This window comes from Candidatus Kryptoniota bacterium (assembly GCA_036567965.1).
In the GTDB taxonomy this organism is placed as follows: domain Bacteria; phylum Bacteroidota; class Ignavibacteria; order Kryptoniales; family JAKASW01; genus JAKASW01.
Map to the genome: position 1 here is coordinate 1 of DATCTN010000023.1, position 17,764 is coordinate 17,764.

The 17,764-nt window shown below is 50.6% G+C and carries 19 protein-coding genes; 9 read left to right on the forward strand and 10 right to left on the reverse strand.

Annotated features, from left to right (window positions below):
- From VIS48_09750 to VIS48_09765, 4 genes are all read left to right on the forward strand, one after another.
- On the forward strand, positions 1 to 109 hold a 109-nt coding region (locus VIS48_09750; GenBank protein ID HEY9166430.1), incomplete at its 5' end, for an IS3 family transposase.
- Between the two features lie 366 nt (positions 110 to 475).
- Positions 476 to 994, forward strand: coding sequence for a hypothetical protein (locus VIS48_09755; protein HEY9166431.1), 519 nt, complete (start codon positions 476 to 478; stop codon positions 992 to 994).
- Positions 995 to 1,164: 170 nt separating this feature from the next.
- The gene (locus tag VIS48_09760; GenBank protein HEY9166432.1) at positions 1,165 to 2,592 is read left to right on the forward strand and encodes a T9SS type A sorting domain-containing protein; all 1,428 of its coding nucleotides are present in this window, start codon (positions 1,165 to 1,167) and stop codon (positions 2,590 to 2,592) included.
- A gap of 223 nt (positions 2,593 to 2,815) precedes the next feature.
- The gene (locus VIS48_09765) at positions 2,816 to 3,385 is read left to right on the forward strand and encodes a GNAT family N-acetyltransferase (protein ID HEY9166433.1); all 570 of its coding nucleotides are present in this window, start codon (positions 2,816 to 2,818) and stop codon (positions 3,383 to 3,385) included.
- A 7-nt stretch (positions 3,386 to 3,392) separates the two neighbouring features.
- Here the strand turns inward: VIS48_09765 and VIS48_09770 are convergent, their stop codons facing one another.
- The 10 genes from VIS48_09770 to VIS48_09815 form a co-directional block, all read right to left on the reverse strand.
- The gene (locus VIS48_09770) at positions 3,393 to 3,977 is read right to left on the reverse strand and encodes a hypothetical protein (GenBank protein HEY9166434.1); all 585 of its coding nucleotides are present in this window, start codon (positions 3,975 to 3,977) and stop codon (positions 3,393 to 3,395) included.
- Between the two features lie 91 nt (positions 3,978 to 4,068).
- The gene (locus VIS48_09775; GenBank protein HEY9166435.1) at positions 4,069 to 5,979 is read right to left on the reverse strand and encodes a 5'-nucleotidase C-terminal domain-containing protein; all 1,911 of its coding nucleotides are present in this window, start codon (positions 5,977 to 5,979) and stop codon (positions 4,069 to 4,071) included.
- A gap of 238 nt (positions 5,980 to 6,217) precedes the next feature.
- A complete protein-coding gene (locus tag VIS48_09780) occupies positions 6,218 to 7,201 on the reverse strand; it encodes an NAD-dependent epimerase/dehydratase family protein (protein HEY9166436.1) in 984 nt (327 codons plus the stop codon).
- Between the two features lie 20 nt (positions 7,202 to 7,221).
- The gene (locus VIS48_09785; protein ID HEY9166437.1) at positions 7,222 to 8,151 is read right to left on the reverse strand and encodes a phosphatase PAP2 family protein; all 930 of its coding nucleotides are present in this window, start codon (positions 8,149 to 8,151) and stop codon (positions 7,222 to 7,224) included.
- A gap of 2 nt (positions 8,152 to 8,153) precedes the next feature.
- Entirely contained in the window at positions 8,154 to 8,879 is a 726-nt protein-coding gene (locus tag VIS48_09790) for a CPBP family intramembrane glutamic endopeptidase (GenBank protein ID HEY9166438.1), read from the reverse strand.
- Entirely contained in the window at positions 8,876 to 9,880 is a 1,005-nt protein-coding gene (locus tag VIS48_09795; GenBank protein ID HEY9166439.1) for an NAD-dependent epimerase/dehydratase family protein, read from the reverse strand. The genes VIS48_09790 and VIS48_09795 overlap by 4 nt, the downstream gene beginning before the upstream one ends.
- Entirely contained in the window at positions 9,877 to 10,767 is an 891-nt protein-coding gene (locus VIS48_09800; protein ID HEY9166440.1) for a DUF3108 domain-containing protein, read from the reverse strand. The genes VIS48_09795 and VIS48_09800 overlap by 4 nt, the downstream gene beginning before the upstream one ends.
- A gap of 13 nt (positions 10,768 to 10,780) precedes the next feature.
- Positions 10,781 to 10,918, reverse strand: a complete 138-nt coding sequence (locus VIS48_09805; protein HEY9166441.1) for a hypothetical protein — start codon at positions 10,916 to 10,918, stop codon at positions 10,781 to 10,783.
- 51 nt (positions 10,919 to 10,969) lie between these two features.
- Complete coding sequence (locus VIS48_09810) at positions 10,970 to 11,746, reverse strand: ABC transporter ATP-binding protein (GenBank protein ID HEY9166442.1); 777 nt, start codon at positions 11,744 to 11,746, stop codon at positions 10,970 to 10,972.
- Positions 11,743 to 12,867, reverse strand: a complete 1,125-nt coding sequence (locus VIS48_09815; protein HEY9166443.1) for an FtsX-like permease family protein — start codon at positions 12,865 to 12,867, stop codon at positions 11,743 to 11,745. Before VIS48_09815 ends, VIS48_09810 begins: the two co-directional genes overlap by 4 nt.
- Before the next feature lie 197 nt (positions 12,868 to 13,064).
- Here VIS48_09815 and efp point away from each other — a divergent pair, with 197 nt between their 5' ends.
- From efp to gcvPA, 5 genes are all read left to right on the forward strand, one after another.
- Positions 13,065 to 13,625, forward strand: coding sequence for an elongation factor P (gene efp, locus VIS48_09820; GenBank protein HEY9166444.1), 561 nt, complete (start codon positions 13,065 to 13,067; stop codon positions 13,623 to 13,625).
- Between the two features lie 72 nt (positions 13,626 to 13,697).
- Complete coding sequence (gene accB / locus VIS48_09825; GenBank protein HEY9166445.1) at positions 13,698 to 14,195, forward strand: acetyl-CoA carboxylase biotin carboxyl carrier protein; 498 nt, start codon at positions 13,698 to 13,700, stop codon at positions 14,193 to 14,195.
- A 177-nt stretch (positions 14,196 to 14,372) separates the two neighbouring features.
- Positions 14,373 to 15,713, forward strand: coding sequence for an acetyl-CoA carboxylase biotin carboxylase subunit (accC, locus tag VIS48_09830; protein ID HEY9166446.1), 1,341 nt, complete (start codon positions 14,373 to 14,375; stop codon positions 15,711 to 15,713).
- Between the two features lie 186 nt (positions 15,714 to 15,899).
- A complete protein-coding gene (gene gcvH, locus VIS48_09835) occupies positions 15,900 to 16,280 on the forward strand; it encodes a glycine cleavage system protein GcvH (GenBank protein HEY9166447.1) in 381 nt (126 codons plus the stop codon).
- A 142-nt stretch (positions 16,281 to 16,422) separates the two neighbouring features.
- On the forward strand, positions 16,423 to 17,763 hold the full coding sequence (gene gcvPA, locus VIS48_09840) for an aminomethyl-transferring glycine dehydrogenase subunit GcvPA (protein ID HEY9166448.1): 1,341 nt from the start codon (positions 16,423 to 16,425) through the stop codon (positions 17,761 to 17,763).
- The last annotated feature ends 1 nt before the right edge of the window (position 17,764 follow it).

A 17,764-nucleotide genomic window follows, 5' to 3' on the forward strand; every position in this document is an offset into this window, starting at 1 on the left:
GAGACTTTTTGAGTATCTCGAGATATTCTACAACCGGGTTCGTCGCCACTCCGCACTCGGTTACAAATCACCTGTGGCTTTTGAAAATGAACTATCAACTGTGGCTTAACTCCTTGTCCACTTTTCGGGGTGAACTCCACCATGTGCCACTGCTCATGGAAAAGTCGCGAATGCACCGCAGGATTTTTTTGGTAGACGCTATGCGACACGCGCTGTACGTTTCAGGACTGAGATAGGAATACTAATCAGAATATCAACAATCCTTTTTCTGTCGATTACAGGTTACCGGCCATTACTGTGCCAAGAGGTGGTTCCTCTTCGATATTCGGACACAACATCCTCCGAGAATGGTCAATATTTCGTAACGGTGACGGGAAAGTGGTGCGATGACGTGCCGTGTGGAGTCCAAAGGGTAGACCTACATCATCGCGACGGTAAATCAATTTGGAACAAAAGTCTCGACGAGCTCTCTGATATGCCTATAGTCTCCAATATTGGAGATGTTGCGATTACAGTAGGGACTAAAGTCAGTTTCTTCAGCGAAAGGGGAAACCTCAAAGGAATTTGGAACTCTCGCACCGGATTTCTTGGGGATTCGTTTGAGATGCTTGAGGCTTATTCATCAAGCGGCAAATACTATTACACGACGATAGGTTCGGATATGGACTCCCTATGTTTGTTAACCTTATCAGATTCTGGAGTCGAATTACACAGGGAGCCTCTCAATGCTTTACATCCATGCGAGAGGGATGGCTTCCAAGCCTACAAAGATAAGCTGATCGTGTTTGATTGTGGTGCCTATAATGATCCTGACTATGTAAACAACTGCTGTGTATTCAATGAACGGGGTGAACTCATTTGGGAGTACGACGAGCAATTAATCGATCGATCCCGAGAGCGGAGGTGGCATGTGATGTTCGATCCGCTGAACGGATTACTTACAATAATCAATGGTGTTAACAGAAAGACATTTATAGTTGACACGCTACAATGAACCGCGTAAATCACCGACACGCGCGTTGCATAACACTGCGCCATGACGCTCGACATCGATGACTGCATGCTAAGCATTGAACGCTTGCACTACGTTGTCAATACCTGACCAGATCACTAACATCGAATCGCTACACGATAAAGGACAGGCTAAATGACAGAACGAAAGGCATGGTCTTGAAGTTTGGTTTGATTCTGGGCATATGTCTTTTCGGCATTGGTCAGTTATCCGTGGTTTATGGCCAAGGGATTTCTTCTCAGCGCCTCGGCAAAGGTATAGGGATGCTCTCGTCATTTTGCGACAGTAGCAACAATACCAAAGGGATAGATAGACCTGATGGTAGCACAGTAGGAACGGTGGTAGACAACTTTGTGGTTCCCATCCCCGAGCCAAGCGGATTGTGCACTGACGGTTCTTCGCTTTGGATCCCGAATTACGCACTGGCTAGCGGTCCTCAGAGAATCTATAAGATGAATATCTGGACGCACCAAATAGTCGATTCGATCCGTGCGCCTGGAACCTGGATGGCTGGGATCGCCTGGGATGGGAGCAATCTGTGGGCTCTGACCGACTATCCAACCTATCAAGATTTCAGTCTGGTAAGGCTATCGTCATCGGGTGGGATCTCCGTTCATTACCCCGCAGTATACTCCTGCTATTGGTCCGGGATAGCTTGGGACGGAAGAAGTATCTACTACGGGAACAACGTCTGCGGGACTTCACCAGTGGGACAGAAGAGCATGATCTACAAATTGAATCCGAACACGGGTGCGATTATCGATTCCATTCATTCTCCAACGGGAAGCGTTAACGGAATCGTTTACGATCGCGGTCATCTCTGGTACTGCGACGATTATTACAAGTACATTTTTGAAATCGACACGACTGGAAATATCCTTCGTGAGTTTCCTTCATACGGAGGATTGTTGTCAGGGTTGACGATTGCGAAAGGTTATCTGTGGGCTGTCGATATGGCGGGGATAGGTGGATGTAGAGTCTACGAGATCGACATTGGTCTCGCGCCACCTATTCCGAGTGGACCTGTTTACTTTCCAGGAGTTGTAGGTGCCATTAAGTTCATATGGCAGCCGACTGTGGATTCCGAATTGAAAGCGTACCGGATTTATAGGAGCAATTCGGACGAGTTGACTAACGCTCAACTGATTGACTCAGTCGCCGGGACCGTCACCACCTATATTGACAGCACAGTCCCGCATGGAATGCCCTTCTATTACTGGATAAGCGCAGTTGATAGCGACGGAATTGAGAGCTATCCGTACTCCATTGGAGAGGCTTCGGCTCTGCCATACCTCTCCTTTCGACTTTCCCAAAACTATCCAAATCCTTTCAACGCTAGCACCACGATAGCGTATGAAGTGCCACTCAATGGAGAGTCATTCAACAAAACGACGACACACGTAAGCATTAACGTCTATGACATACTCGGAAGGAAGATGGCGACACTAGTTGACGCGGAATTGGGACCGGGCGATAAGTCGGTCGTGTTCAACGCCGGTAATCTGCCAAGTGGAGTCTATTTTTGCAGGATGCAGACGGCGAAATTTATTTCTGCCAGGAAAATGCTTTTGGTTAAATGAGATTTCAAGAAAGAAATTTAATCTAATTCCTGTGCTGATTGAGCACAGATATATTGATTCACTTTCTCTGTGACAGTGATATAATCATCCGTGAACAATCAGAAAACGTTGTCACACTCTTCAGAAAAATTCTCCGGCATTCTTCCCAAGGAACATGGAACTTACAACTTTCGTTTTGATTTAGAATTTCAGAGACCAGTGAAAGGGGAATCGGGATTATAGAATGAATTGCATAATTGAAACGCAACGACTCTGTCTGAGATTATGGGAAGAAAAAGACAGAGAGACATTCAGGGTGATGAATTCTGATCCGCAAGTCATGGAATATTTTCCCAAGACGCTGACTGTCAACGAAAGCGATGAGTTCCTGGACGGAGTTATAGACCGGATCTCGAAAAAGGGTTATGGATTCTGGGCAATGGAGGTAAAAGATGGAGGGCAATTCGCCGGCTACATCGGATTCAACGACGCGACTTTTCCAAGTTACCTCACACCTTGCGTCGAAATAGCGTGGAGGCTGACGAAGAATATGTGGGGGAAAGGATATGCAACCGAAGGCGCGAAGGCTTGCCTCAAGCATGGCTTCGAAGTCATCGGCTTCAAGGAGATCTACTCATTCACCTCAACATTAAACAAGCGGTCCGAAAAAGTTATGGTTAAGATCGGGATGAAAAAGATGGGGGAATTCAATCATCCTCAAGTCGAATTGGAGAGCCCGCTCAGAAAACATGTTTTGTACAGGGTTACCAGAGAGGATTATCTCACGAGTTCCACGTCCCGCGATCAGCGTTAAGGGGCTTTCAATTCCCGAAGTCACCGAACTGAAGAATCAGCATCACGCCCGCGAACGATCTCGCCGAGCCGAAGCCGTATTCCCCGAACGCACAGAGTCCAATACCCAGGAAATTCGTCGGCGTCCACGACAAACGCGCTTCCGCGGGCAGCCCGACACCGAAGTGCTTGTCCGTATCGTATGAATACTGGTACGTGGCTGGATGGAAGTATGGTTCGGAGTACAGAGCCGCAGATGAGACTCCGAGACCCGCCGAAATAGAAGCCGAGCCGTAGCTTGCTCTTGCAATCCTTCCGTAGAGAAAACCTAACTCCCAGATTTTATTGTCAGGGCGGGTCTCGCCGAAGATATTCAGTCGAAATTCATTTGTGTAGAGAAATCTCACAGTGAAAAGTTGTTCTTCGATTTCGGCTGAAAGGCTCGCGCCCACAGTTACCGCGAGTGCGCCCCTCCAGCTTCCATCCCCAACTCCGAGACTTGCCCAACCCCGCACGTAATCGGAAGACGTCCCAAGAGTGTCTGCGGCGAAAGAGTATTTGCTGGATAGCAAGACAAGTATCGGGAGCAAAATTAAAATAGATCGTCGGTTCATTTCATATTCTCGATTCCGTTCCCAGAACCAGAAGCCAGATTGTGCCCGCCCACGGGTCGATCGCTTAAGGACGGGCACAAGGGAATATAACTTATTTTACAAACATCATTTTCTTAACCGCCTGGAAGCGCCCGGCTTCGATACGGCAGAAGTAAACGCCGCTCGGGAACCGATCAGCGTTCCATATTACTGAGTGATCTCCGGGAGCAAAAACACTTTCGGCCAGAGTTGCCATTTCCACGCCCAGAACATTATACACTTTGAGCGTCACGAATGATTTTTCAGGAAGCGAAAAACTGATCGTCGTTGAAGGGTTGAATGGATTCGGGTAATTCTGATTCAGCGAGAAAGTCTTCGGAAGGTATTTTCCGCTCACCGGAACCCCGTCGACAGGGCCTTCGATAACTCTGCGGCGGGCCGCCGGCACGAGCGTGTCTGCAGCTGCGGCGTAGGCGTATACTGCCTGGAATTCTGTCGTGTCAGGCATGACGTGAGGATCCACGACGGTCATTCCCATTTGCGGTGCGATGACACCTGATATCATTCCAAGAACAAATTCATTTGAAGTGACGGTGTACATCTTGGTTGGATTGATCGCAGCACCGCCGACGTTTACCGAGTACACACGCTGACCGGGATTTTGACCTGCAACGTACGAATATCTCATTCCGGAAACCTGCATGAAGAACTCGTCGTTCGCTTCTATTGTCCCGAGAGTGTACTCGAGACCTTTTATCAGATCTTCGCCGGAGAGTTTAAATGTCGCAAGCCGGTAACCGAAACCGTTATCCGTGTTGTAGCCGTAACTTATCATTCTATAAATGTCCTGCCCGGTGACCGGTCCATGATGCAGAGGCTGAGCCGTCGATCCGCCCGCGGTAATCGCGATGTCTGTTCCCGTGAGCGCACGAAAAGCGTCCGTCACTAGATCGCCGACAGGGGTGTCGTGCAGTCCGGGATTCGATAGGGAATCCGCGACCTCGGTGAAATCGCTCTTCACGTAACTCGTCTTGTTGAAAATCATATTATAAATATCCTGGCCGACCACGGATTGCATTCCGGCGTCGAGGCCGTCGACGATTGCCGAGATGGTTTGATCTTCGGGGATAGTGTTATCGAGATGGATCAGCTGATAATCAAGAAGGTGCGCCCTCCCGGAAGTGATGCGCAGGCGGAGTTTCCCCGCGTATTCATAAAACGCGCCTGCCTGCACGATCCATGTCGTATCCGACGACGGATTGACCACCGGTACCGGCTGCGTCAGAACATAATGGTCATGGCCGCCGACGATCACGTCTATCCCGGGGACGTAAGAGGCCACTGCCTCGTCGAATGCCAGCCCGAGATGAGACAGAAGAATTACGACTCCGCACCCTTTGTTCTTCAACGTATCGACATACGCCGCTGCCGTCTGGATGAAGTTCGTGTCGACAAAGACGGGTGCCGGGAGCGAAAGCAGATTCGTCTCAGGAGTGGTGAGACCGATGATTCCGACCTTTAGTCCTCCGAGAGTCTTAATCGTGTAAGGCTTCACGTACTTGTGAAGGGCTTGAAGTGTGTCCGGCGGATAAACCAGGTTAGCGGAGAGAACAGGAAATGCCGCCGAGGTGTCAAATACTGAGGAGAGCTCGAAAGCGAAAACATCCGGCGTGAGATCGAACTCGTGATTTCCCACCGTCATCGCATCAAGGCCAAGTTGCTGCAGGATCGACAGCTCCGGCATTCCAAGGTAAGCATTAAAATAAACGTCGCCTATGGAGAAATCGCCCGCATGAAGGAACATTACATTCGGTTCGGTCTCCCTGGCGTTCTTCAGGACTGTGGCGACTCTCGCAATACCACCGACCGTGCCATGAAGACTGGCGTCCCGAGGGCCGAGAGGTGAGAGGTTCGAATGCGAATCGTTCACATGGATGATTGTTATCGTGTCCGTCTGGGCCACAGCAGTGATCCATGACATCGCGATAACCAGCGCGAGCCGCATTGCGGTTTTGATAATCATGATTCCCCCTATTTCAATTGGTTGGTATGAAATATTTGCACGAGAATTATTCGAGAGTTCACGCGTATATATCCTGGTTGCTCTCATCAATTGTAATTCTATCGACCAGGTTTCAATGACATGTCACAAGAAATTCTGATTCTTGTAAAAGAATTGTAAAGACCATCGGCGACTTGACTCCTTTTGGATTATAGATGAACGAGCCCTGCGCCGCCGTACCGGAAATCTCCGATGCGGCTTAGCTCGGGAGCCAGCCGTTTTTCCTGTACCAGTCATATGTCATGGCGATTCCCTCGTCGAGTGGAATTTTTGGCTGGAAATCCAGGATCCGCCGGGCTTTTTCAATCGAACATGTCCATGCGGTCTGCGCTGCTTCTCTCGCCTTTTGCACGTTGAAGAGAGTTGCTGCGCCAGTGCATTTGCCGACAGCACCTGCCACGGCTCCAACTACGTAACCCATGTATTCAGGAATCCGGACCTTCACCGGGTGAACGTGCTCGACGAGCGCGATCGTGTTGCATATTTCTTCTGTCGAGTAATTTTTGTCGCTGCCGAGAAGGAAGATTTCTCCCTCGGCCAGATTGCTTCCTGCCGCAAGGATGATACCATCAACAAGATCTGAGACGTAAACCATGTTCAGGTATTTCCTGGTTCTGCCGAAGATCAGTCCTATGTGAAGCCTGATCGTCTTGTAATATTGGTAGAGGTCCCTGTCTCCGGGTCCATACACGGCAGCGGGTCTGATGACTGTGGCGGGCAGCCTGTCCGCCGCCCGCAGCACTTCGAGTTCAGCCATCATTTTGCTCTTACCATAATGCGAGACGGGGTGATACTCGGCTGACTCGGTGATTTCTTCTCCGTTACGACGAGGTCCTATTGCTGTAAGACTGCTGATGCATATGAACCTTTTCAGATGCGGCGACTTTAAGCAAGCTTCGACGAAATGTTTCGTAGCCAGATAATTGCCTTCGTAATAGTCGTTGGTTCTTTTTGCTCTAGTAACTCCGGCCAGGTGAAAGATCATTTCCGCACCGTCTAGGTGGCGTTGGTATGTACTCGGCTCGTTCAGATCGCATTCGACCAGTTTCACGCCGGACTCTTCAAACCTTGCGGCATTCGCGCGGTCCTTAGCCAGGCAGGTGATGTCGTGGCCGCACTCGTGAAGGCGATTGATGAGGTGAGTTCCGATGAACCCCGTTCCTCCTGTCACGATTGTTTTCATTTTCGCTTCCTCGCGTTCTTTTAAGTCTCTCCAAGAGTTTCTTTATAAGTGGAGTCTTTGAATTCAAATGCGAAGATTCTTTTGACGGCAGTTGCAACGACGGGAGAAAGATAGACAGCGACAATACCGACAATTATCCCTGTAAGCATGTCCGCAGCGTAGTGGTACCTGCAGTAGACAGTTGCCGGGAAGACAGCAAGCAGAATCGGCGCGACAAGGAAGAAATATTTCTTGTTGTATTTGAATGACAACATCATCATTGCCGCTGCTACAGCACAATGAGCGCTCGGGAGACTTTCGCCGGGGAGGTGCAGGTTCACTCTCACCCATTCGCCGCAAGCGGTGAAGAAGCCTCCCTGCAGCGGTACCGAATACTGGTTCGGGTCGAAGCGGAGCGGCCCGGCAACCGGGAATGTGACGAACCCGATGTCACACAGAATATTTGCCAGAGATATTGCGACAAGATAATCAAGCGCGGCGGGTCTGCCCGATTTCATGTAACACGCAAAGGCAGTCGTAAATATCAAGAGCCCGTAAATTACATATGCGAACATCAAGCCTTCGGTCAATGCCGGTGACATAAATTTTTGGAGATACACTGAGGGCTCATCGCCCATCAAACTTCTTTCAAATGCGGCGAGGGAACTATCGAGCCAGCCTCTAAAGAAGATGTGCTGCATCTCGCCGACCATTTGATAGGCGAAACCGTATAGTCCGATCGTCGCGACGATGAGCGGAGTGATTGAGTACTTTTCCGGGAGACGAGACAGCATCCAGTAGCTGCAGATGCAGAGCGCATCCGCCGCCAACAGTTTGTGCAGGAGCGCGTCATGATTTTCGATTCTTGTCCCGGCAAGGAGTGCGAGCACAGTAAGGAGGAACAGGAATCCGCTTCCCAAAACCGCGACCGTTTTCAAACCGCCCTGTGTATCGTAATCAAGATTCTGCATGGTCAGCCGATCCTCACGCTACTGATGACCACGAAAAAGTCGGTTGTTACGCCGATCAAGAAATGAAGAATGAACGGCCAGAGGATAGACTTTGTGCGGAGCGCCATCATGCCGAAGAGGATGCCGCCTGCGATGGAAGCGAAGAGCTCGCCCCCCGGACCACCGATGTGCCACATGCAGGACGGGATTGTCTGGATGCAAATTGCCAGGTTGTCTCCGACACTCCGGCGGAGGCCGAACAGAAGGAATCCCCAGAAGAAAAACTCCCATGCGGGGTAAAAGAAAATCCCGCGTAACGATTCGAATCTTGCGAAGGCATGTAGGGAATTCCCGGCGGACTTGTCGTAAGGGAACGCCATCCGCATTTCCGGATTGAAGGAAGAAGGGTAAAGGAGCAGGAGAGCTATCAACGGAAAGAGGATCAACACAGTCATGGCACCATCTCTCCAATTGCCTGCCGTGATTCCGTATTCTCTTAATCCTTCGTGGAAAAGGTAACGGATAATCAGAGCCGGCATTACGCCGAACAAAATAAACAAACCGGCGAACATGACAGCCACGTCGGACCTGATGCCGAGAATATTTCCTGAGGACGAATGAGTCCCAAGCCACATGAAATATTTGTGGGCTGCAGGAACTAGCGCCGCCAGGATCAAAATCACCGAGGGTTTGAAATCGTCGGAGCCCGTGAAGGTTTTTAAGCGGGCGATTTCAGATTTGTATGTCATAAATTTGCCGTGATGTAAGTCCAGTTGTGATTTATCCAATCGACAGTCGCCTCGAGTCCTTGCTTCAGCGGGGTGATCGTGTATCCAAGTTCATGATGTGCTTTCTCGCTTGAGGACGCCCAGTCGAGCAAAAATGTCTTTGCCCATTCCGGCGTTATCCTCGGATAACCGTTGAATAATTTTGCTCTCGTCAGTTCGCAATAAGCGATCGCGACCGAAATGGTGGCCGGAACATGAATCAGGAAATATTTCCTGCCGGTGATTTCTGAAACGAGATTGAAGAAAGCGTCGTATGATATGTTTTCTCCACCGAGTATGTAGCGGCTTCCCGATATCCCGTTTTCCATTGCGAGCACCAGACCTTTTACGACATCGTCGACGAATGCGTAATTCCCGATCGCGTTCCCGTCACCCGGAACGACACGCCATTTCCCGGTCATGTAAAGTGCAATTAGTTTTGTCGCGGAATTCGCTTCGGTCAATAGACCCGGTCCGAAGACACGGGTCGGATGCACGGTCACCAATTCGAGTCCGCTGCTGCCGTACTCAGAAGCAACCTTGTCGGCTTCAGCTTTTGATTTCTCATAGTCGGTCAGAAGTTGTCCATGGCGGACGGTGCTTTCAATGACGGGGGACCCGTTGGACGGTCCGATTGTCATGATCGTAGATGTGTGCAAGACTCTGTCCACTCCGGCTCGCATTGAGGCCCTTATGATGTTCGCGAACCCGTCGACGTTCATTCTCGAAAAATCAGATTTGTCACGCGACCAGTTCCTTGCGTACGCCGCGAGATGATATACGCGCTTGCATCTGTGAGCTGCCGCGTAGAGACTTTCAGGGTTCAGGAGATCGCCGTAGCAAATCGCCGCGCCGATCCGACGAAGTTCAGACGTGTCGGACGTCGGTCTGCATAATGCCCTCACTTTTTCGCCGCGCTCGACAAGGGTTCTCACAAGGTGTCTCCCGATGAATCCTGTCGCGCCGGTTACCAGTACAGTCATTTTTCGCCTCTCCTTACGATCGCGATTGTGTCGGTGGACCTCGATGCGACTGGTGGGACCCAGCCCTCACGCGTGAAAGACTCAAGCTCAACCCTGACACTCCCGACTGCAATCTTCATCTCGACGAGGAGCGGTACAGCCGCAGAGTCGGCACTTGTCCAGCCGGTCATCTTTCCATTCATCCCCGCGGAATGAGAGTCGGACCAGTCTCCGGTTGTTTCAAATCTGTGTGCAAGAACCGGTTCGTCGGACAGTCCGATAGTTATCTTCTCGATTTCTTTATGGAAGATTATCTGAGTCTTCTTCAGGCAATTTTGCATGATGAGCGGAACAGTTAGCCGATATCCTGAACCTGATAGGGCTCGGACAAACATCATAAATCCGAGCGCGTCGAAGCATTGCTCTTCGCAATAAATTTTTGTGGTGGTTGTGTCTTTGCCGTCGTCTATGCCTGTCATCGTTTCGATGCTCGTGCAAGAATCATAGGAGAAATCCGCACCGCTTCTTGCGCTGCTGTTGTCTATGAATCTGAAATCGCAGTTTCGGGGATTATGTGAGGAGAGTGTCGCCCGGTTAATCAGGTCCACGTTCACGAACGGGAGTCCGGCAGCGGAGCGGGCTCGTGCGACGAGCCTGTACAGCTGCGGGTCTTGCTGACTCACTCGCTCCTGATACATGAAAACACTACCGAGTCGGACAAATCCCCACTTCACTTTGAACTGCAGTTGCTCTCCGACTTTGAAGGGCGCTTCATTGTAGTTCGAGTTGTTCACATACCACTGAGCCTGAGAAACCTGCAAAAGGACCACGAGAAGAAAAACCGACCGCACGGCTGCAATCAAAGACTTGTGACCTTGTTTTCTCACGTTTCTTGGATTTGTGTTCATCGAAGTCACGCCCTCATTCATATCGGAGAAACGCACCCGCGCCGGATTTCAACAATGCCTTCACTGCTCTGAAAAGAATTCCGCCAAGAACCGCTGCTCCACCGGCTGCCAGGAGCAGGTATGTTGCTGATGACTTCAGTATTGTATCCATGACTTTCCTCGTTTGTAGATCTTGATTCGATTTTCTGGAATCTCGTTTTCATTACGCTTCAATTTGATTCCTGTCGACTACTTCCGTGTCACCGATTTGTAAGCGATCCGTAAAAGTTTTGGCGGATCGGTCCACATCGATAGCGCGCAATCTTCCGTCCTCGAGCCTGAAAACCACATCGGCGTATTCTGTAAGTCTCAGATCGTGGCTCGCGACAATGACGCAGCGGTTATCCGTTTTCGCGATCGAATGGAGAATTTTTATTATGCCGAATCCCTGCGCGGAATCAAGAGATGCTGTCGGTTCGTCTGCGAGGAGAAGAGACGGCGTGTTCACAGATGCGCGGGCGATCGCGACTCGCTGTTTCTCCCCCTGACTCAGGTTCGTGGGATAGCGGCCGGCCAGATGACCGGCGCCGACTTTTTCAAGAGCCGCTCGCGCATTCCATTTTGTCGAGATGCCGCTCTCTCCTAAAAACTCCGATGGGAGGGCGACATTCTCGACCACGGTCAACCAATCGAGGAGAAGAAAATTCTGGAATATGAACCCGATCTTTTCTGCCCTGAAAGCTTGCACGCTTTTGCGATCGACACTTGCAAGATCTGTCCCATTGATTCGAATTGTTCCCGATGTAGGTTTCACAAATCCTGCAATGAGCATCAGCAATGTTGTTTTCCCGCTCCCACTTGGACCCAGGATAAGCGAAAGTTGTCCTCTGCGGAAAACCGCCGATGTCTCGATCACTGCGTTGATTTTGTGGTGATCCTCCGGGTATGTTTTGGAAACCCTTTCCATCAGGACGACTTCAGTTGGGTCGTTGACTCTCATGTGAATGCCTCCGAAGGATAAATTTTTCTGATTCGACGGATGGATATGATCGCACTTATATAACCAACTGCGATTGAAATGGCCTGTACCAGGATGATCTGCTGGAGATTTGTTTCGGTAGTGAGCTCCGGAAATAGACTCTCGAGAATTGTCATGAGCGGAAAAAAGAAAACGAGTGTCGAAAGACTCCCGCAAAGCGAGAGGACAAGAGCTTGACCGGTTATAAATCGGGGTAGAAAATTTGAGGGTGAACCTAAAGCCATCATGACAGCGAAACTCCTGCGGTTTTCGGTAATATTCATTGTGAGAATTGCAGTGAGTATCGTGCCCAGCACAAACGCCGAGATGAATGCAATGATCCAGAGTATCGGAAGGAAACCCGCGCGCATTTCATTTAGATTGTTTCTCGTGAATTCTCCCTGCGTGTAGACTTCGATTCCCGGGATTGTCTTCTTGATGCGGGTGACTACCGAATCGATGTCGTTCGATTTCGACACAGACACTAAATAACACGATACGATGCCCGGATATCCAAGTATCTCCTGTGCTTGCGCGAGTGTCGTGAAAGCATACTGGATCACGAACATGTTCGTGCCTGAGGAAATCCCGACGACCTTCAGATTTTCCTTGTGGATCGTCACGTAATCCCCAATTCGTATGTTGCATTTGTCCGCGAACGAGCGGTCAAGAACGATCTCGCCCGATTGTTTTACGCGTCTGCCGGATACAATGCCGGGCGGACCGCCGCGCTTGTCAGGTGCCAGGTATCCGGCGATTTCTATTGTGGAGGTGTGTCCGTTTGCCCTCGCCTGTCCGAGGACGTACAAGACGGGTTCGACGGTATCGACACCGTCGATCTTCTTCAGCTTCTCACCCATTGTCGAAAAGAGGACCGACGACCCGCGCATTATGTTTGTGACCCCGTCCTGGAGGACCCAGAGGTCAGCGCTGTTTCGATTTATGTAAGTCATTGAACCCACCTCTACGCCGCGATACACAGAGAGAAGGAAGAGCATTAACGTGGCGCAAAGACTGCCTGACCCGATCGTGAACAGGGTCCTGACCGGCTGCTTCATGACCGACTTCAGGGAGTACCTCAATGTGTTTTTCATAATTGACATCGGTATCTTAGCTCGCTGCGCAGATCAGGATGTCATTCAGCTGTCAGTTTTGTGTAAAAGAAATCCGTTTGTCCGGACTCCGTCCATCACGGCGAGGCGTCCCACTTTTCAGCCTCTCCGCTCAACCTTGATTCTTGGGGCTTCCAAAACTATATTTTTTGGCAATATCCACGAAACATCAAGATTTATGGGAGTTTATGGCAAGCACAACAGATTTTAGAGCTGGTTTGACTATCCGTTACAACAACGACCTTTGGACAATCGTAGAGTTTCAGCATGTCAACCCGGGTAATTGGCGGGCATTTGTCCGCGCCAAGATGAAGAACCTGAAGACCGGGCGTGTAATTGAAAATAGATTCCGCGCAGGCGAAGCAGTCGAAATCGTCAGGATCGAAACCCGCAATTACCAGTACCTCTATCGCGACGGCGAAATGCTCGTGTTCATGGAAAACGAGACGTTCGAACAGATTCACGTTCCGGTAGACGTTGTTGGCGAAGGAGCAAGATTCCTCAAGGAGAATGAAACCGTTCAGATAGCTTTCAACGACACGGAGATACTGGGCGTTGAAGTCCCGATATTTGTTAACTTGCGAGTCGTCGAGACGGAGCCCGGCATGAAGGGAGACAGCGTCAACAACGTCATGAAGCCGGCGAAGCTCGAGACTGGCGCATCAGTGAACGTCCCCATATTCGTCAACGAGGGAGATCTTCTGAAGATAGACACGCGCACCGCTGAGTACGTGGAGCGGGTGAAGTAATCGGTCGGGAGGTATCCGCCCGGGTTCGCTAGCGGCGGTGCTTTCTGCCTTTCTTATTTTATCGGAGACGACATGGACATTAGCTACATCAAGAAGCTCATAAAACTTCTGGACGAGAGCGGGATAGACGAGATTGAGATCGAGGAGGATGGCAAGAAGGTAAGGGTAAGCAAAGCTCACCATAATTCAAGCGCGATCCCCTTCTATTATCCTGCCGCGATGCCTTACCAGCAGGCACCTCCGCCTCCACAGGCGCCTCCGCCCGGATCCGATCCGGCACCTCAGGATGCATCGTCTCCCACCACGGCACCACAAGCTCCGGAAAAGAAGTACCACGAGGTCCGCTCACCGATCGTTGGCACTTTTTACCGCGCACCTGCGCCAAATGCCGACCCATATGTGGAAGCAGGTTCGGACATTCAGAAGGGTTCGGTCCTCTGTATAATCGAGGCGATGAAACTCATGAACGAAATCGAATCCGAAGTTTCAGGTAAAGTCGTTCAGATTCTCGTGGAGAACGGGCAGGCGGTCGAGTACAACCAGCCACTCTTCCTGGTCGAACCGGCCTAGGTGAGTATTGGGAGAGTTGCAGGAACTTGGAGCAAATTCGAAATACGAAATCCAAACCCTTAACAATTATGAAGTCCGAATATCAAAACCAGGAGTTAGATACGTTTGAATTTCGATTTTGGAATTTGTTTACGATTTAGTGCTTAGTATCTAGAATTTTATTAGAGAAGGATTTGAGTGTTCAAGAAGATACTGATCGCAAATAGAGGCGAGATAGCTCTCCGGATCATCAGGACCTGCAAGGAGATGGGGATCGAGACGGTGGCCGTTTACTCGGAGGCCGACCGTGATTCGCTTCATGTGCGGTTCGCCGACGAAGCAGTTTGCATCGGTCCGCCGCCGGGGCGTGAGAGCTACTTAAGTATTCCTCGGATCATCTCTGCCGCGGAGATTACAAACGCGGATGCAATCCATCCAGGATACGGATTCCTCGCGGAGAACGCGAAGTTCTCCGAGATTTGCGAGAGCAGCGGCATAAAATTCATAGGCCCATCACCCGCGATGATCAATGCGATGGGCGACAAAGCATTTGCCAAGGACACGATGCGCAAAGCGGGTGTGCCCGTTGTCCCCGGCAGTGACGGCGTTATTGAAGACATGAAATCGGCGAAAGAGATTGCCGACGGGATCGGGTACCCTGTGATAATCAAGGCAACTGCCGGCGGCGGCGGAAAAGGAATGCGACTCGTCTGGAACGCCGACGAGTTCGAGAAGCAATTTCAGATGGCGCGGACAGAAGCCGAAGCCGCATTCGCCAACCCGAGCGTTTATATAGAAAAATATGTCGAGGGACCCCGACACATCGAGTTCCAGATCTTCGGCGACCAGCACGGCGAAGTCATTCATCTCGGCGAGCGAGAATGTTCGATACAGCGGAGGCATCAAAAACTAATCGAGGAATCGCCTTCTCCGATGATGGACTCCGAGCTGCGTGAAAAGATGGGCGCTGCCGCCATCAAAGGCGCAAAAAGCGTGAAGTACGAAGGGGCGGGAACGATCGAGTTCCTCGTCGACAAGTACAGGAATTTTTATTTCATGGAAATGAACACGAGGATTCAGGTCGAGCACCCCGTCACGGAACAGGTTACGGGCATGGACCTCGTGAGAGAACAGATCAATATTGCGGCGGGCGCGAAGGTCGGGAAGAAGAAGCTGAAACAAACAGGCCATGCAATCGAATGCAGGATAAACGCCGAAGATCCCTACAAAGATTTTCGGCCCAACCCGGGAACGATTACTGGTTTCCACACGCCCGGAGGTTACGGCGTCCGCATCGATTCTCACGCATACGTCGGTTATAAGATTCCACCGTATTACGATTCGCTGGTGGGAAAACTGATCACGTTCGGCTCAAACAGGAACGAAGCGATCGACCGGATGTACCGTGCTCTCGAAGAATTTATCGTCGAAGGCGTTGCCACGACGATTCCGTTTCATATGAAAGTCATGAAAGACGAGCGATTCAGAAAAGGCGAATTCGATACTCACTTCCTGGACTCATTCAATTTTGCGGACTAAAGTGGGACACAAGGCAGCTGAAATCCCGAATCCTAATCTCTAAACTCTAAAGAAATGTGAATGACATAAATCCAAAGTATCAAACCCTCGGGTTTTGAGATTTTTTTTCGAGTTTGTCCCGTATTTCGAATTTTGTATTTAGAATTTTATTTTGACGATTGTTCAGATATTTAACAGGAGATTTATATGGAGTTTCCCTCAAACCTGAAGTATACGAAAGACCACGAGTGGATCCGCGTCGAAGGCGAGACCGGTGTGGTTGGGATAACTGATTACGCGCAGGGCGAACTCGGAGACGTCGTGTACGTCGAAGTTCCTGCCGTAGGAACCAAACTTGAGCAAGGAAAGCAATTCGGAACAATCGAAGCGGTGAAGACAGTTTCGGATCTTTACGCACCCGTAAGCGGAGAGATTATCGCAGTGAACGAGGGGCTCAAGGACTCACCTGAAGTGGTCAACAAGGATCCGTATAAGGGCGGCTGGATGGTGAAGGTGAAGATCGCGAACAAGAGCGAGCTGAACAATCTCCTGGACCCGGTGAAGTACCAGGAGATGGTCGGCCACTGATGCGGAAAAAAGAAAGCAGTTTCCAAGTACCGGAATCCGAACGACTCCTCAGATCCGTGAAGAGAGATCTGTCATCGGGAAATCGGTCCGACGTTGTCGAAACAGATCCTGATAGTATTTGGAATTCAACGGAGAATTTCTAATGCCTTATTATCCGAATACGGATGACGATCGCCGGGAAATGCTGAGCGCGATCGGCGTGAAAGATTTCGACGATTTAATAAAAGATATTCCGCCGGAAGTAAGACTCAAGGGCGATCTCAAGATACCCGAAGCGATGAGCGAGCTTGAAGTGACGAGGCATCTCGCGTCGCTTGCCGCGAAGAATGTCAATACGCAGGATGCCGTCTCATTTCTTGGTGCCGGAGCTTATGACCATTTCATTCCGTCGGCGGTCGGTGCAATATTGAGCCGGTCGGAATTCTACACGGCGTATACTCCGTACCAGGCCGAAGTCAGCCAGGGGACACTGCAGGCGATCTACGAATACCAAACGATGATATGCAGGCTGACCGGAATGGATGTGTCGAACGCATCTTTGTATGACGCCGGTAGCGGGCTCGCTGAAGCGGCGCTGATGGCGGTTGCACACACGGGAAGGAAGAAGGTGGTTGCCGCGCATCCCATCCATCCGTATTACATGCAGGTGGTCAGGACATACGTGCACGGACAGGGATTCGAGATAGTGGAAGTCGCCGCGCGCGACGGAGCGGCAGATATCGATTCAATAAAGAAAGTTGCAGATGAAAAGACTGCAGCCATCATGGTACAGCAGCCGTCATTTTATGGGACGCTCAGCGATGTCTTTGCAATTGCTGACATCGCACATTCGAAGAACGCACTGTACATAGTCGATGCGTCTCCGGTATCGCTTGGGTTTCTAAAGGCACCCGGAGAGTACGGTGCCGACGTGGTCGTCGGTGAAGGCCAGCCGCTGGGTATACCGCAGAGCTTCGGCGGACCCTTCCTTGGAATCTTCGCGGTGAAGGAAGCGCTCACAAGAAGGCTCCCCGGGAGATTGGCGGGAGTAACTGTTGACGCGAAGGGCGAAAGAGGATTTGTCCTCACTCTTCAAACGCGCGAACAGCAGATCAGGCGCGAGAAAGCCACCTCGAATATTTGCACGAACGAAGGCCTCATGATGCTCGCCTCGACAGTTTATATGGAGCTCCTGGGGAAACAGGGGATACAGGAAGTTGCGAAACAGTCAGGCGCGAAGGCACATTACCTCGCGGAACGAGTCTCGCAGATTCCTGGATTCGGATTGAAGTACCGCAAGCCGTTCTTCAACGAATTTCTTTTGTCGACGCCGGTTCCGGCCAAGAAGATCATCGATGCAGGAGTACAGAAGAAAATTCTTGCGGGTGTCGAGGTCTCTTCGTTGGTGCCGGGCGAGAGCGGTCTCCTGGTTGCGGTGACCGAAAAACGTACGCGGGCAGAAATGGACGGGTTCATCGAATTCCTCCGGACTTTTTCACGATGAT

Excerpts from the sequence above, each read along its gene's own strand:
- VIS48_09805 (HEY9166441.1), bottom strand. The coding sequence starts at position 10,918 with ATGGATACAATACTGAAGTCATCAGCAACATACCTGCTCCTGGCAGCC.
- VIS48_09780 (HEY9166436.1), bottom strand. The coding sequence starts at position 7,201 with ATGAAAACAATCGTGACAGGAGGAACGGGGTTCATCGGAACTCACCTC.
- VIS48_09785 (HEY9166437.1), bottom strand. The coding sequence starts at position 8,151 with ATGCAGAATCTTGATTACGATACACAGGGCGGTTTGAAAACGGTCGCG.
- VIS48_09795 (HEY9166439.1), bottom strand. The coding sequence starts at position 9,880 with ATGACTGTACTGGTAACCGGCGCGACAGGATTCATCGGGAGACACCTT.
- VIS48_09790 (HEY9166438.1), bottom strand. The coding sequence starts at position 8,879 with ATGACATACAAATCTGAAATCGCCCGCTTAAAAACCTTCACGGGCTCC.
- VIS48_09770 (HEY9166434.1), bottom strand. The coding sequence starts at position 3,977 with ATGAACCGACGATCTATTTTAATTTTGCTCCCGATACTTGTCTTGCTA.
- VIS48_09760 (HEY9166432.1), top strand. The coding sequence starts at position 1,165 with ATGGTCTTGAAGTTTGGTTTGATTCTGGGCATATGTCTTTTCGGCATT.
- VIS48_09800 (HEY9166440.1), bottom strand. The coding sequence starts at position 10,767 with ATGAACACAAATCCAAGAAACGTGAGAAAACAAGGTCACAAGTCTTTG.
- gcvH (HEY9166447.1), top strand. The coding sequence starts at position 15,900 with ATGGAGTTTCCCTCAAACCTGAAGTATACGAAAGACCACGAGTGGATC.
- accB (HEY9166445.1), top strand. The coding sequence starts at position 13,698 with ATGGACATTAGCTACATCAAGAAGCTCATAAAACTTCTGGACGAGAGC.
- gcvPA (HEY9166448.1), top strand. The coding sequence starts at position 16,423 with ATGCCTTATTATCCGAATACGGATGACGATCGCCGGGAAATGCTGAGC.
- VIS48_09765 (HEY9166433.1), top strand. The coding sequence starts at position 2,816 with ATGAATTGCATAATTGAAACGCAACGACTCTGTCTGAGATTATGGGAA.
- VIS48_09775 (HEY9166435.1), bottom strand. The coding sequence starts at position 5,979 with ATGATTATCAAAACCGCAATGCGGCTCGCGCTGGTTATCGCGATGTCA.
- VIS48_09815 (HEY9166443.1), bottom strand. The coding sequence starts at position 12,867 with ATGTCAATTATGAAAAACACATTGAGGTACTCCCTGAAGTCGGTCATG.
- VIS48_09810 (HEY9166442.1), bottom strand. The coding sequence starts at position 11,746 with ATGAGAGTCAACGACCCAACTGAAGTCGTCCTGATGGAAAGGGTTTCC.
- efp (HEY9166444.1), top strand. The coding sequence starts at position 13,065 with ATGGCAAGCACAACAGATTTTAGAGCTGGTTTGACTATCCGTTACAAC.
- VIS48_09755 (HEY9166431.1), top strand. The coding sequence starts at position 476 with ATGCCTATAGTCTCCAATATTGGAGATGTTGCGATTACAGTAGGGACT.